The 14723-nt window shown below is 51.3% G+C and carries 13 protein-coding genes and 1 tRNA gene; 6 read left to right on the top strand and 8 right to left on the bottom strand.

The features are described 5' to 3' along the window. Window positions 1-146: 146 nt before the first annotated feature. Together ACFQO0_RS02295 and ACFQO0_RS02290 are read left to right on the top strand one after the other, a co-directional pair. The gene (locus ACFQO0_RS02295; protein WP_382232427.1) at window positions 147-872 is read left to right on the top strand and encodes an ABC transporter ATP-binding protein; all 726 of its coding nucleotides are present in this window, start codon (window positions 147-149) and stop codon (window positions 870-872) included. Between the two features lie 483 nt (window positions 873-1355). Continuing rightward, window positions 1356-2951: a gamma-glutamyltransferase family protein gene (locus ACFQO0_RS02290; RefSeq protein WP_382232426.1), complete on the top strand. Its 1596-nt coding sequence runs from the start codon at window positions 1356-1358 to the stop codon at window positions 2949-2951. 112 nt (window positions 2952-3063) lie between these two features. On the opposite strand, the gene ACFQO0_RS02285 is transcribed toward ACFQO0_RS02290, so the two are convergent. After that, the gene (locus ACFQO0_RS02285) at window positions 3064-3762 is read right to left on the bottom strand and encodes a GntR family transcriptional regulator (RefSeq protein WP_382232425.1); all 699 of its coding nucleotides are present in this window, start codon (window positions 3760-3762) and stop codon (window positions 3064-3066) included. Window positions 3763-4066: 304 nt separating this feature from the next. Between ACFQO0_RS02285 and ACFQO0_RS02280 the strand changes: the two genes are divergently transcribed. Then, window positions 4067-4762, top strand: a complete 696-nt coding sequence (locus ACFQO0_RS02280; protein WP_382232424.1) for a fumarylacetoacetate hydrolase family protein — start codon at window positions 4067-4069, stop codon at window positions 4760-4762. A gap of 125 nt (window positions 4763-4887) precedes the next feature. On the opposite strand, the gene ACFQO0_RS02275 is transcribed toward ACFQO0_RS02280, so the two are convergent. Next, window positions 4888-5373, bottom strand: a complete 486-nt coding sequence (locus ACFQO0_RS02275) for an outer membrane lipoprotein (protein WP_382232423.1) — start codon at window positions 5371-5373, stop codon at window positions 4888-4890. Window positions 5374-5781: 408 nt separating this feature from the next. Here ACFQO0_RS02275 and ACFQO0_RS02270 point away from each other — a divergent pair, with 408 nt between their 5' ends. Beyond that, window positions 5782-7401 carry a methyl-accepting chemotaxis protein gene (locus tag ACFQO0_RS02270; RefSeq protein WP_382232422.1) on the top strand — a complete coding sequence of 540 codons (1620 nt, stop codon included), beginning with the start codon at window positions 5782-5784 and terminating at the stop codon, window positions 7399-7401. A gap of 202 nt (window positions 7402-7603) precedes the next feature. Here the strand turns inward: ACFQO0_RS02270 and ACFQO0_RS02265 are convergent. After that, window positions 7604-7678, bottom strand: a tRNA-Arg gene (locus tag ACFQO0_RS02265). A 171-nt stretch (window positions 7679-7849) separates the two neighbouring features. On the opposite strand from ACFQO0_RS02265, the gene ACFQO0_RS02260 reads away from it, so the two are divergent. After that, complete coding sequence (locus ACFQO0_RS02260) at window positions 7850-9763, top strand: ATP-binding cassette domain-containing protein (RefSeq protein ID WP_382232421.1); 1914 nt, start codon at window positions 7850-7852, stop codon at window positions 9761-9763. A gap of 40 nt (window positions 9764-9803) precedes the next feature. Here the strand turns inward: ACFQO0_RS02260 and ACFQO0_RS02255 are convergent, their stop codons facing one another. Beyond that, window positions 9804-10643, bottom strand: a complete 840-nt coding sequence (locus ACFQO0_RS02255; protein WP_382232420.1) for a SirB1 family protein — start codon at window positions 10641-10643, stop codon at window positions 9804-9806. Window positions 10644-10704: 61 nt separating this feature from the next. Continuing rightward, a complete protein-coding gene (gene murJ / locus ACFQO0_RS02250) occupies window positions 10705-12255 on the bottom strand; it encodes a murein biosynthesis integral membrane protein MurJ (protein WP_382232419.1) in 1551 nt (516 codons plus the stop codon). Between the two features lie 338 nt (window positions 12256-12593). Here murJ and rpsT point away from each other — a divergent pair, with 338 nt between their 5' ends. Next, the gene (rpsT, locus tag ACFQO0_RS02245) at window positions 12594-12857 is read left to right on the top strand and encodes a 30S ribosomal protein S20 (protein WP_011871840.1); all 264 of its coding nucleotides are present in this window, start codon (window positions 12594-12596) and stop codon (window positions 12855-12857) included. 117 nt (window positions 12858-12974) lie between these two features. Here rpsT and ACFQO0_RS02240 read toward each other — a convergent pair whose 3' ends face one another. The 3 genes from ACFQO0_RS02240 to cspE form a co-directional block, all read right to left on the bottom strand. Then, window positions 12975-13430 carry a DUF192 domain-containing protein gene (locus ACFQO0_RS02240; RefSeq protein WP_382232418.1) on the bottom strand — a complete coding sequence of 152 codons (456 nt, stop codon included), beginning with the start codon at window positions 13428-13430 and terminating at the stop codon, window positions 12975-12977. Between the two features lie 124 nt (window positions 13431-13554). Beyond that, window positions 13555-14115 (bottom strand): pseudouridine synthase, encoded by a 561-nt coding sequence (locus ACFQO0_RS02235; RefSeq protein WP_382232417.1) that lies wholly within the window; start codon window positions 14113-14115, stop codon window positions 13555-13557. A gap of 321 nt (window positions 14116-14436) precedes the next feature. Beyond that, window positions 14437-14640 (bottom strand): transcription antiterminator/RNA stability regulator CspE, encoded by a 204-nt coding sequence (cspE, locus tag ACFQO0_RS02230; RefSeq protein ID WP_009665919.1) that lies wholly within the window; start codon window positions 14638-14640, stop codon window positions 14437-14439. Window positions 14641-14723 lie beyond the last annotated feature (83 nt).

Here is a 14723-nt window from a genome sequence, read left to right as displayed (position 1 = left end):
CGTACCTTATTCGCCTACTGCGCAAGCGCAGACCGACGCCATGATGCTCACCGTACTTTCGTTCGGCTGCGCTTCTCCTGCCAGCCTGCACTTGCTCGCGACGGCGCTCAAGGCATGCAAGATTCAGAAAAATTGGAAGACTGAGAATGACTACAAACATTCTAAAGATCGAAGGTTTGAAGGTTGCGTATGGCGGCATTCAAGCCGTCAAAGGCGTCGACCTTGAAGTCAACAAGGGTGAGCTGATCACACTGATCGGTGCCAATGGCGCCGGCAAAACGACGATACTGAAAGCCATTACCGGCACCTTGCCGGATTGCCGGGTTGAAGGCCATATCTATTATGCGGGGCACCCGATCAAGGGGCTGCATTCGTTTGAGCTTGTCAAAAGAAAGCTGGCGATGGTACCCGAGGGACGTGGCGTTTTTACGCGTATGTCTATCCACGAAAATCTGTTGATGGGTGCATTCACGCGCGATGATCAGGTGGAGATTGATGCGGATATTGAAAAATGGTTTGAGGTTTTTCCGCGTCTGAAAGAGCGCTCCATGCAAATGGCTGGCACCTTGTCCGGCGGCGAGCAGCAAATGCTGGCGATGGCACGGGCGCTGATGAGTCATCCAGAATTGCTGTTGCTGGATGAACCGTCGATGGGTTTGTCACCGATCATGGTGGAAAAGATTTTTGAAGTCGTTCGCACCGTTTCGGCACAAGGCATCACGGTATTGCTGGTCGAGCAAAATGCAAAGTTGGCGCTGCAAGCGGCGAATCGGGCCTACGTCATGGAATCCGGGTTGGTCACCATGCAAGGTGATGCGCAACAGATGCTGAACGATCCGAAGGTAAAAGAAGCGTATTTGGGCGAAGGCTGATCGCTCGCAGCATTTCTGCTTTTTGTATTTATGTATGCCGCCAGCAGTATTTTTTCGTTATTTTTTGATCATGTCATTGCATAAAGCAGTTTAAATCCTGCATCGCACCTTTTCACACCTGTTTTTCGCACTAAAAGCGGGCGCAACGCGCGCTCGCTCTAGTGCGCCACCAGACATACCCGTTTCTGACATGTTACTGGGCTCGCGACCTTACTTCTGCGTTCCTCTTTCTAATTGGCATCAAGTTTGCTTAATTTGGAATTGTATTGAGGCGTACATTTAATTGTAAAAAGCGTCATAAATCCCTTAAGTCCTTGACAGTTGTAATTACCGCGCTTAACTTACAATTAAACTGACATGTCAGCAATAGACGTGACGAAAATGATGGGCTGATCAACATAAGTTGCTGTCAAGGCTTGAGTCGAGGAATAGCGATACCGATTTATTGCAATGAATTAACACCACGAATTAATAAAGGTTTTTATGCAAAATACTACCTACGCAACACGCGGCATGGCTGTTGCGCCGCACTCCCTCGCTGCGCAGGCGGCACAATCCGTATTGCAGGATGGCGGCAATGCGCTTGAAGCGATGGTTGCCGCTGCGGCGGCCATTGCCGTCGTTTACCCTCATATGAACGGGATAGGTGGCGATAGCTTTTGGGTGATGTCCGAGCCGGGGCAGCCAGTATTGGCGATCGAAGCGTGTGGTGTGGCCGGGGTTGGAGTTTCAACCGATTTTTATGCTGAGCGTAATCTTGCCGCGATTCCGGTGCGCGGACCACTGGCGGCGAACACTACGGCCGGCACGATAGGCGGTTGGCAGCAAGCGCTGGAGGTCAGTGCGCGCTGGGGTGGTACCTTGCCTCTGGCGCGGTTGCTGGGCGATGCGATTCATTATGCGGAAGACGGCATTCCCGTGACGCCTTCGCAGCATGCCAGTACTTCCGCCAAACATGCTGAACTGGTAGCCCAGCCGGGGTTTTCCGATACGTTTTTGGTGAACGGCAAAGCACCATTGGCCGGCACGCGTTTCAAGCAGCCGCGCATGGCCGCGACCTTGCGTACTTTGGCCCAGGACGGTCTCGATAGTTTTTATCGTGGCGATCTGGCGAAAAAGATTGCGGCCGATCTGGCCGCTGTAGGTAGCCCGATTACCTTGCAGGATCTGAACGCCTATCGCGCGCGTACGGTTGCACCTGTTCATCTCAAGCACAGCTTGGGGGATGTTTATAACTCGGCACCGCCGACGCAGGGCGTCGTGTCGCTGATCATTATCGGCATCCTTGACCGCTTGAACCTCGGGCAGTACGAAGCAGACAGTCTGGAATATGTGCACCTCGTGGTTGAAGCGACCAAGCAGGCCTTTGCGATTCGCGACCAGTATGTAACCGACCCGGCCTACATGACGATCGATCCGCAGCAATGTTTGACCGACGAATTCCTCGCGCCATATGTGGCCGCAATTCGCGTCGACAAGGCGTTGCCGTGGGGCCAGGGCAAAGGTCCGGGCGACACGATCTGGATGGGCGTCATTGATGGTGAAGGACGTGCAGTGTCTTTCATTCAGAGCATTTATCACGAGTTCGGTAGCGGCGTTGTGCTGGAAAAAACCGGCATCAACTGGCAAAATCGTGGCTGCTCTTTCTCGCTGGATCCGCATCATCTGAACGCGCTGTTACCGGGCAAAAAACCATTCCATACGCTCAATCCTGCGCTCGCGCATTTCAGCGATGGCCGCACGATGGTGTACGGTACGATGGGGGGCGATGGGCAACCGCAGACACAAGCTGCCGTCTTCACACGTTATGCGGTATTTGGGCAGGGAGTGCAGCAGGCAGTGACCGCGCCGCGCTGGTTACTGGGTCGTACCTGGGGCCAGAGCTCGGATTCGTTGAAAGTCGAGAATCGCTTTTCACCGGAGATCATTGCCGGCTTGCAGGCACTGGGTCACGAGGTGGATGTGATCGCTGCGTTCGACGAGATGGTAGGCCATGCCGGCGCGATTGTGCGCAATGCAGATGGCATGTTCGAAGGCGGTTTTGATCCGCGCAGCAACGGTATTGTGGCGGGTTTCTGATTGGGTGAAGTCGATGTGGAAATAAACGTCAAACGACTGATTCCGTTTGATCTTTTTTTTGAAGCAAGTTTACGGCGGCAGCGATGCCGCCGTTATTCCGTCGCGTTCTTTTTTACAGGCCACCCATGAATTGCAGTGTCTTGCGCGTGTATTCCTCAACGTAATCGATCAGGCGATCCGATGCTTCGCGGGCGCCAGCTTCATCGTTGGCGGCGATGGCGCGTGCGATGCGTGCATGCAATTGCGATACGCGCGCCAGATCGCCGAAGCGTTTGAAATGCAAATACCAGAAGCGGCGGGTTTGCGCTTCGATAGGGCCGATCGCGTAGGATACATATTTGTTTTGCGCGGTCTCTATGCACAGGCTGTTGAAGTCTCTATCGGTTTCGATAAAGATTGCGCCGTCATTGGTTTCGGCGGCACGGTCAAAACCTTCCGCTAGTTTCAGGAAAACCGCACGCTGGTCTTCCATCGCCAGACGGGCAGCGCGGCCGGCGATGATTTTCTCCAGTTCACGTCTGACTTCGATCATGTTCAACTGATCGGCTAGATCGATTTCAGAAACGATCACGCCGGACCGCGGCATGATTTTTACGTTGCCTTCGATCGCGAGGCGTTGCAGCGCTTCACGCAAAGGGGTGCGGCCAAAGCCCAAAGAGCGGTTCAAGGCTTTTTCAGAAATCTTGCTGCCCGGCGGAAGTTTGAGCGTGACGATCATTTCTTCCAGGATGCGATAAGCCATCTGCGCCTGATTCTCGCCACTTCCCTCCATTTCAGACTGCAGTGCTTGTATCTGTTCTTCTGTAATCATCGATCTACCTTTAGATAACGCCTCTTTGCCCTGTGTTTTGTAGCGGCATTTTGCTGACTGTTTGTTGATTATACGATTCGTCTCTTGCGAAACCGAAAAATCGAACGCAAGCGGTCCGACTCAAAGCAAAAGGATTGCAAGCAAAAACAGCGCCTGTAATCAACTCAGTAGTTTACGCATCACGCGTAGCGCACACCGATGGCATAATTCCATGAAGCGTATCTTCAAATAAGCAACCCGATTATTTTAATAAAAACATGGATACGCATCAGCGTTGCCATATCTTTTCTAACCAGGAGTTGTCATGCAGTTTGTTATCCCCGCCGTGTCGCCGGCGGTCATTCCTGTTGTCGGTAGCGCCGCATTGTTCCCGGTTCATCGCATTTATTGCGTGGGGCGTAACTACGTCGAGCATGCGATTGAAATGGGCGGCACTGGCAGGGAGCCGCCATTCTTTTTCATGAAGCCGGCAGACGCAGTATTCCCGGTCGCATATGGTGAAGTAGCAGAACTACCTTATCCGGATATGACTGAGGATTTTCAGTACGAGCTGGAACTGGTCGCGGCGATAGGCAAGACGGGTAAAAATATTGCAGCCGCAGATGCGATGCAATATGTGTGGGGATATGCAATCGGTTTGGACATGACTCGCCGCGACGTGCAGGCTGAAGCAAAAAGCCTGCGCCGTCCGTGGGATACCGGCAAGGCATTTGAACACTCCGCACCTATCGGTCCTATCCATCCTGTTGCAGAAATAGGCGCGCCCGGTAATCGCGCGATTCAGTTGAACGTCAACGGGCAGGTCAAACAAAAAAGCACGGTCGACAAACTAATCTGGAGTTTGGAAGAAATGATTGCGTACCTGTCGCAGTATTTCACTTTGCAACCGGGCGACCTGATCATGACTGGCACGCCGGCTGGCGTAGCGCCAGTACAGAAAGGCGATTTAATGGAATGCAAGATTGAAGGCTTGGGCGAACTGAATATCAAAGTGGTGTAGCGTGTTTCGACTCAATAGAAAAAGCCCCGCGTCATTTATATGAAGCAGGGCTTTTTTACGCCATGCTATTGATTGATATCGTTACAGCTTTGTAACGATATCAATCAACGGATTGAATTGCAGTATTAGTAGCGATAAACGCGACCGTTTTCGATACGTACGCGGTTACCCACGCGCAGATCGCCAACGCTATCCAGCGTCATGGTCTGATAAGCACCGCTATCGAGGCGGATGCCTACCTGATAAACCTCGCGTACTTGCTGGTTACTGTTTTGAATTTGATTGCCAACCAGCGCGCCGCCCACTACACCTGCGGCAGTGGCTGCAGTGCGGCCTGAACCGTTACCGATTTGATTGCCGACCAAACCGCCCACCACGCCGCCAACTACCGCACCAGCCCCGATGCCGCTATGGCCCGTGGTTTGTTGCACTACTTGAATCGAATCAACCACGCCATAGGCAGAATTGTAAGCTGGCGCATTCGAGACAGGCGTTTGCGGATACTGGTTGCCGGCGGGATCAGGATTGTAGGGCGTGGCGCAACCTGCAAGTACCGCTACGGAAAGAACGGCGATGGCCCTGAATGCTTTTTTTGTTTGAGTTGTTTTCATGATGACTCCGTTATTGTTGATGGTATTTTTTTGACGGTACGGGATGAGCGTAACTGTTAGTGCACAGATATTCGGTGCGCTACCGCACCCAGTTCCACAGATCGGCATGCCTGAATAGACAGCATTTGTGTTGGCAAGTGCGTTAAAAATATGTGGGAGCTGGTTAGGGATGTGTGTGCTTTGTAACTAAATGAGAGAAATCTTGATTGTTAAATTTTTGAATGGCGAGATTGCATTTTCTCCCATGAATATGGGGGGATTTGATGTGTTGTAGCCGGGCTGTCGCCACTTGCACGGTTTAACGTTGATCACGTGCTTGGTATGGAATATGCTGATATCGATTGCGTATCCATTTGGGTCGCAAATTCAGGTGAATTCTGGGCGTATCCCTTCTAAGAAAGCGGCATCATGCAAATTCAAAACGTCAAAATTTCCAGCCGTCTCATTATTCTCAGTACGTTTCTAATACTGGGCTCTGTCACATTAGGGTTGATAGGGTGGAATACGCTTCACAAGACCAATGCGCTAATGTTATTGACGCTGGAACAGGCATCGGATGTGGAGAACGCTGTTGATACTGCAAGAAAAGCTCAGGTCGATTTCAAGATTCAGATTCAGGAATGGAAAAATATTCTCCTGCGGGGCCAGGATGCCAAGGCTTTTGAAAAATACAAAACCGACTTTGTTAAGCGGGGAAAGGAAATTCAAGAAGGTTTCGTGAAGCTTGAAAAAGTATTTGCCAAACTTCAGTTTCAGTCACCGTTGCTCGGTGAGGCCAAATCTTCACTGGAGCAACTCGAGAAAAAATATCTGGAAGCACTCCAGCAATATGATCCGTCCAAATTAGATAGTGCTCAAACGGTCGATGTCTTGGTTAAAGGAATGGACCGTGAACCTACGCAAAAAATTGATCAAATTGTCAGTTTTGTGAGCGAACGTTCGGAGCAGATTCGGCAGCAAAATCGCCGGGCAGCTCAAGCTCAGAGCGATCTTGCAGAACAAACCATATTGTTTGCTTTGCTCATCCTGACTGCCGTCGGTGCCGGATTCACGTATTGGATCATCACTAGCGTCACCCGTCCGTTGAATAGTGCGATTGACATCGCCCGTACCGTTGCATCAGGGGATTTGACCACCAAGATCCATGTTGTATCGAAAGATGAGACTGGACAGCTCATGCAGGCATTGAAAGAGATGAATGAAAATCTCATGCGCATAGTGACCCAGGTGCGCAATGGCACCGATGCAATTGCCACCGGCTCCAATCAAATCGCAGCAGGGAATCTGGACTTGTCGTCGCGTACCGAGCAGCAAGCCAGCGCGCTGGAAGAAACAGCTTCTTCCATGGAGGAGATCACCTCTACCGTCAAACAAAATGCCGACAATGCAAAGCAAGCCAATCAGTTGGCGACATCGGCCTCAGACATTGCCGTAAAAGGTGGGAATGTCGTGTCGCAAGTGGTCACCACGATGGGGTCAATTAATGAGGCCTCCAAAAAGATTGTGGATATTATCGCGGTGATAGACGGTATCGCTTTTCAAACAAATATCCTGGCGTTGAATGCCGCTGTTGAAGCTGCGCGTGCGGGCGAACAAGGACGCGGTTTTGCAGTGGTGGCTGCGGAGGTGCGTAACCTTGCACAACGTTCAGCATCCGCCGCGAAGGAAATCAAGGAATTGATTGGGACATCGGTAGAGAGAGTAGATGCAGGCGGACGTTTGGTTGCGCAGGCAGGCACCACGATGGACGAAATCGTAGAAAGCGTAAAACGCGTGACGGACATCATGGCTGAAATAGCTTTTGCCAGTCAGGAGCAAAGCGCGGGGATTGAGCAAGTCAACCAGGCTATCTCGCAGATGGATGAGGTTACCCAGCAAAATGCCGCATTAGTAGAAGAAGCCGCCGCTGCTGCTGCCTCATTGCAAAATCAGGCAGATAAATTGGCGCAAACTGTCGGTAGTTTTAAACTTGATAACCATGCCCCCTCGCTAACAAAACAATCAAAAAGTTTTCCTTTGCTTGCTTGACGATTTTTGACTGGGTGTCACGATAGGGTAATAAATTCTTTTTAAGATGGCACAGGTTTACCACTCTCCACTATAGGTTTGGGTAAATTTGTACAAGCCTGCGTCTTAATGGACGTGGGCTTTTTTTTACTGTGCAAGAGCTTTTTCTTGATGGCAATGCTGGAATTTGAATGGCAGCACAGGTCTGATAGTTCAGGGTAATTGGTCCCGCCGACAGGAATCGGACCTGTATCTAGCGCTTAGGAGGCACTCGTTCTATCCATTGAACTACGGCGAGACGCGCGAAAGCGAGGCATGTTGCTCACTTCCGCACGGGATTATAGCTGACGAAAGTGCAAAGAATGGCAGGATAGGCGCCGCTATCGGTACAATGCGGACTTCATTCTTGATTTACTCTTTTTAATTGGTCGCCTGCAATCGCACGCCGACCTCACATCCTCAGGCATTTATGGCAGTCATCTCCCTCTCGAACGCGCAGCTCGCGTTCGGCCACGTCCCGTTGCTCGACAAAGCGGAATTCTCTCTGGAAACCACCGAGCGCGTGGGTTTGATTGGCCGTAACGGCACCGGTAAATCGTCTTTGCTGAAAATTATCGCCGGCACGTCCAAGCTGGATGATGGTCTGTTTGTCATGCAGCAAGGCATCAAGATCGCCTATGTTGAGCAGGAGCCTCATTTTTCGCAAGACATGTCCGTCTATGACGCAGTGGCGTCCGGTATGGGTGATATGCAGGCGCTATTGACCGAATACGATGCGTTGACCGGTCAATTTGGCGGCGATGACGATGAAGCCTTGATGGAGCGCATGCATGACATTCAAGTCAAGCTGGATGCGGCCGACGCGTGGAACCTGAATCACAAGGTGGAAGCGACGCTGGATCGCTTGAATCTGGTCAAGGATTCGCTGATGGGCACCTTGTCCGGCGGTATGCAAAAGCGCGTTGCGCTGGCACGCGCGCTGGTGAGTGCGCCTGATGTGTTGCTGCTTGATGAACCGACCAACCATCTGGACTTCACATCTATTCTGTGGCTCGAAGGTTTGCTGCGCGATTACAAAGGTAGCGTGCTGTTCATCACCCATGATCGTAGCTTTCTGGATAACGTGGCAACGCGCATCATCGAACTTGATCGCGGTCGCCTGCTGTCCTTCCCGGGTAACTTCAGCGCGTATCAAGTGCGCAAGGCTGAACAGCTGGAAATCGAAGAAGTCGAGAACGCCAAGTTTGATAAATTCCTCGCGCAGGAAGAAGTCTGGATCCGCAAAGGCGTGCAGGCGCGTCGTACGCGCGATGAAGGGCGTGTGCGCCGCCTTGAAGCCTTGCGTCTGTCGCGTAGCGCGCGTCGCGATCAACAAGGTCAGGTCAAGCTGGATGTATCGTCTGGCGATCGCTCGGGCAAGATCGTGGCCGAACTGGAAAATATCAACAAGGTCTATGGCGACAAGGTGATCGTCAAGGATTTCACAGCAACGATTTTGCGTGGCGATAAAGTCGGCCTGATCGGTTTGAACGGCGCCGGCAAAACCACGCTGCTGAAAATGATCCTGGGCCAGGAAGAGCCGGATTCGGGCACCGTCAAGCAGGGTACCAAATTGCAGATCGCGTACTTCGATCAAATGCGCGCGCAGCTCGATGAAAACGCCAGTCTGGCCGATACCATTGCGCCGGGAAGCGACTGGGTCGAGATCAACGGTCAACGCAAACATGTAATGACGTATTTGAACGACTTCCTGTTCGCACCGGAACGCGCACGTTCACCGGTCAAATCATTGTCTGGTGGCGAGCGCAATCGTTTGCTGCTGGCGCGATTGTTTGCCAAACCCGCAAATGTGCTGGTGCTGGATGAGCCGACCAATGATCTGGATATTGATACACTGGAATTGCTGGAAGAATTGCTGGAAGATTACGAAGGTACCGTGTTCCTGGTCAGCCATGATCGTACCTTCCTTGATAACGTCGTCACGCAAGTGATCGTTGCAGAAGGCAATGGTTTGTGGCGCGAATATATCGGCGGCTATACCGATTGGGAACGTGTGCGTCCTGCGGCGATTCCGGCGGGTTCGCCTAAAGGTTCAGGCAAAGCTGATGCCAAAACGGACGCCGTGTCGTCGCAAGCTGCACCGGCTGCAAAGCAGAAAAAGCTGAGCTATAAAGAGCAGCGTGAGATCGATGCTTTGCCTACCTTGATTGCGCAACTCGAAGAAGAGCAAAAAGCGATTACCGAGAAATTGGCAGATGCCAGCATCTATACCAAGCAGGCAGATGAAGCAAAACGCTTGAATCAGCGTTTTGCAGAAATCGATGGCTTGTTGCTGGATGCGCTGGAGAAGTGGGAAACGATAGAGGCACGCGCGAAAGCGTAAGGTGTTCAATTGCAGCTCCCGCTTGGGCGGGAGTTGCAATCTAGTTCAAGCGCCCGGCGGCATCTCGCAAATCAGGCAACCTGGCGCGCAATTCTGCCGCATCCATCGCGTACGGACGTTGCTCCAGATACGCTTCTATATCCTGCAAGGCCGCTTGCGGACATTCCAGATTGGCATACGCCAGACCACGGTCGCGCCGCTCGGTAATTTCACGCGGCAGCAAAATCAATAATCTTTCCTGCACTTCGAGCAAGCGCTGCCAGTGTTCCTGCTGCATGAACAGCAGTTTCAAATTACGCAGCATGCGCACCAGAATATCGCGCGGGCTGGCAGCGTCGAGATAGGCGTTGAACTGGAAATCGTCCGGGAAATCCTGCTCCAGGATATAAGGTTCTACACGTTCTTCCAGCTCTTCACGCGACAGGCTTGACCCATTGAACGGATCGAGCACTACCTGACCCGATTGCACCGACAATTTCATCAGGAAATGGCCGGGAAAGGAAATTCCCTTCACTTCCAGATCGATCTGTTGCGCCAGCTCCATATACAAAATCGCGAGCGAAATGGGAATGCCGCGCCGTGTGCTGAGCACGCGATGCAGGTAGCTGTTGTCTGGATTGTAGTAATCGTTGACGTTGCCGCTGAAGCCTAGCTCATTGTAGAAATAATGATTCAGCATGCGCAGTTTTTGCAGGTGGGATGCATCGTCCGGCAAACGCTGCTTGAGCTTGGCGGCAAGTGTATCGACTTCTTCTTCCAGTGCAGCCAGATCGAGGTCAGGTTCGGCGTCTTGCGCAATCGCCAACGCAGCTTCAAACAAGGGAATGCTGTCGTCCTGCTGCACCAGAGTAGAAAAGTATTCGAGAGTGTTGATCGTCATATGCCTCCATCATAACGAGGATGCGGCGAACGTGCTGAGGTGCACGTTCAAGGTGTTGCGATCAGTGTGATACCCGTTTGAAATCGCGGAAGCGAAATCCCATGGCCAACAATGCGCCAAAATAACTTGCGCCGCAAGCCGCCATGACAATCAGCAAGGCACTGACGCGGCGTAGCGGAAATGCACGCATTTCAACCCAGTCGAAATGTCCTGCCGTCCACAGCGCAACGCCACCCATCAAAAATAGTGCACCGGCCAAGCGAATAAAGAACATGCGCCAGCCCGGCAATGCGGAATAGATGCCACGGCTTTTCAGGCCCCAATACAAGAATCCCGCGTTTATGCAAGCGCCCAAGCCGATCGATAAGGCCAGACCCGCATGCGCGATCCACGGTACAAAAATCAGGTTCATCAATTGTGTTGCAATCAGAACACCGATCGCAATTTTGACCGGGGTTTTGATGTTTTGTTGCGCATAGAATCCTGGCGCGAGAATTTTCACCAGAATCAGGCCGATCAAGCCCACACCATAAGCGACTAGGGCCTTTGAGGTCATGGCTACCGATTGCGCATCGAATTTTCCGTAATGGAATAGCGTGGCGGTTAATGGTTCAGAGATTGTTGCCAAGCCTACAGCGCAGGGTAGGGCGAGCAAAAAGGTCAGACGCAAGCCCCAGTCCAGCAAGGATGAATATTCGGCGGTATTGCCGTCGAAGTTGGCCTTGGATAAGCTGGGCAGCAGAATGGTCCCCAAGGCCACGCCGAGCAGCGCGGTAGGGAATTCCATCAAGCGATCTGCGTATGAAAGCCACGAGACGCTACCGCTTTCTAGGCGGGATGCAATATTGGTGTTGATCATCAAGCTGATTTGCGCGGCCGAGACGGCAAATACTGCCGGCCCCATTTTTCTCAGGATCTTGCGTACGCCCGCATCGCCCAGGCTGGCAAACGGATTTTTTGAAACGCGCGGCAGCATGCCGATTTTCAGCAAGGCGGGGATCTGGATCGCCATCTGCAAAATGCCGCCGACCACGACGGCAATCGCCATCGCATAGACCGGTGTATCGAGATACGGTGCGAGGAAGAGGGTGGCGACAATGAAGGAAAGATTCAATAGAACCGGCGTAAAGGCTGGAATCTTGAATTCACGCCAGGTGTTCAGAATGCCGCCGCTGAGTGCCACGAAGGACATAAAGCCGATGTAGGGAAACATCACGCGCGTCATCCAGACCGATGCATCAAACACTGTATCGTTGGATTTGAGGCCAGTTGCAATCAGGTAAACGATGACGGGTGACGCAATAATGCCAATCAGGCAAGTCAGCAGCATCGTCCACATCAGCACGGTGGCTACGTGATCAACCAGGGTTTTGGTGGCGTCTTCCCCTTTTTGGCTCTTGTATTCGGCGAGAATTGGTACAAAGGCTTGCGAAAATGCGCCTTCTGCAAACAGCCGGCGCAATAGATTGGGGATGCGGAAGGCAATATTGAATGCATCGGTATAGGCGGATGCGCCAAATGCACGGGCAAACAGGATCTCGCGTATCAATCCCGTCACACGAGAAACCATCGTCATGCCGGATACTGCTGCTAGCGTTTTGTGCAAGTTCATGGAGCGGGATTATAGCCGGTCGGCGTCGCGTTGGCAGTGCTTGTGGTGGCCGCTCAGTGTTGGTATGGGCTCTGAAATTGCTCAGGAATAATATTGGTTTCGTGCCCCTTTTAATTGTCGAAATAATATTTTTTGGCGCCGCTGTTGGTTACCGTTAAAATATCGCCGGTTGTAGATGTGGCGTTTTTGGTAGCGGTTGTTGCAACAGACTTAAACGCATATCAGCATCTATTTGCCTGATTGCCAAAATGCCGCTATAATCCGAGGCTTCACAGAATTCTGTCTCACTAATGCGTGTTTGCGAATGCGCGTCGACCCTGTTTTAGGAAATAATATTCATGGCAAATACCGCACAAGCACGCAAACGCGCTCGTCAAGCAGTCAAACAAAACGCTCACAATTCGAGCCAACGTTCGACATTGCGTACCGCTGTTAAAGCAGTTCGCAAAGCAATCGAAGCTGGCGACAAAACTGCAGCAGCTCAAGTTTTCTTGGCATCTGTTTCGACGATCGATCGTATCGCCGACAAAAAAATCATACATAAAAACAAAGCAGCACGTCATAAAAGCCGCCTCGCAGCTGCTTTGAAAGCGCTGGCTTAATCGATTCCTTGTCGTTGCAGAAATGCAGCGATCAAGTAATAAAAACCCCGCATGGTGCAAATCATGCGGGGTTTTTATTTTTTACCAGTTACCGTTACGACTAGCTATCTCAGCTTCTTATCTACTCTTCGGCAAGCCATCAATTGTGCTGCCCGGTTTGATATTCTTTTGCTTGAACCAGCCTTCAGTCATTTCCAGCGCATAGCGCACCGGTTTTTTCGAACAGTGTGATTCCAGACTTTGCGGTTTCATATTCTCGATATTCACGATCTTACCATCGTCGTCAATAAAGGCGACCGAGAGCGGAATCAGGGTATTTTTCATCCACATGCAAACACCAGCCGGCGCACCGAAAAGAAAAACCATTCCTTCATTTTGCGCCATGTGTTCGCGAAACATCAATCCCTGCTGACGCTCTGCTTCGGTAGCAACCACTTCAGCTTGAATAACATGCATGCCGGTAGTCAGTGGAATTACTGGAAATTTCTTGTATTGCTGTGCCCATGCCGCGCTTGCGGGAAGGGCGGAGGCAATCAGGAAAGCTGCAGCGCAAGTGGTAAGAAATTTATTCATGAGGCGATATCTGGGCAAAGGGTAAGAGGATGAATCTGCACGAGTGTAATTGAAAAAATAGAATACGCGTTTGCCGCGACAGAAATTTGAGGCGCTGATAATTTGTGAGGGTATTGAGTGTTGTTTAACGACCTAGTTCAGTTGCAGAGATTTCGCGAGATTCGCCCGGCAAAAGCGGATGCGACTGCAAAGAGATAGCGCCTATCGCAATGCGAACCAGGCGCAGGGTTGGAAAGCCGACAGCGCCTGTCATGCGACGTACCTGCCGATTTTTCCCTTCCGCCAGCGTAATGGCAAGCCAGCTGGTTGCGACGTGAGCACGTTCACGAATGGGGGGATTGCGTGGCCACATCCATTCCGGATCATGTACTCGCTTAACTTCGCAACCCTGCGTAATGAAGTCTCCCAGATCAAGTGGCGCACGTAAGCGCGCAAGTACTTCAGTATCCGGAATGCCTTCGACTTGAGCGAGGTAGGTCTTCTTCTGCTTGTGATCGGGGTGACTGATTGCATGCTGCAATTTGCCGTCGTCGGTCAGTAACAATAGACCCTCGCTATCAGCATCGAGTCTTCCCGCAGGATAGATATCGGGAATATCCAGATAATCAGCCAGAGATTGACGCGTTGGATGCGGGGAAAATTGGCACATCACCTGGAATGGCTTGTTAAACAGAATCAGAGGCATGGTCAACAATATGGTTTTTGAAAAGTCGATCGTTCTTACAAGCGCAAACGATGATCAAGTGGAATGGTAAAGAGATTTCTTTGCTTGCGATATCAAAACCGACATCGCAGCTACTCTTGTTGATGCGTTGAGGCTCAAGCTGACTCCGCACTGCGGCAGGTTGCTACCAACCTGCTAATGCGCAATTGAGTGTGGGCTGACAAGATCAGGCGCTTACTGTTGTTATAAATTGCGCTTGTAATGAATTTTTATGTTTCTGGGAATGTCTTCCATAATAAAAAACCCCGCCTGAGCGGGGTTTTTCTTGTAGCTTCTTAAATATTAAGGAGCTTGAATGTTGGAAGCTTGCTTGCCTTTAGGGCCTTGCGTGACTTCGAACTGTACTTTTTGACCTTCTTTGAGCGTCTTGAAGCCGTTCATCTGGATTGCGGAAAAGTGTGCAAACAAATCTTCACCGCCGTCGTCTGGGGTGATAAAGCCGAAGCCTTTAGAATCGTTGAACCACTTGACTGTACCTGTTGCCATAAAAAGCGTCTTTCTATATAGACTTAATCACACGAGCCGCAAAAGAAAGAAGCCTCGACTATCGTTGCCCCTCCTAAAACCTG

The organism is Herminiimonas aquatilis (genome assembly GCF_042665175.1).
Classification (GTDB): Bacteria; Pseudomonadota; Gammaproteobacteria; order Burkholderiales; family Burkholderiaceae_D; genus Oxalicibacterium; species Oxalicibacterium aquatilis.
Note: the sequence above shows the minus strand (reverse complement) of the source record. Positions and strands in the feature narration are given on the sequence as shown.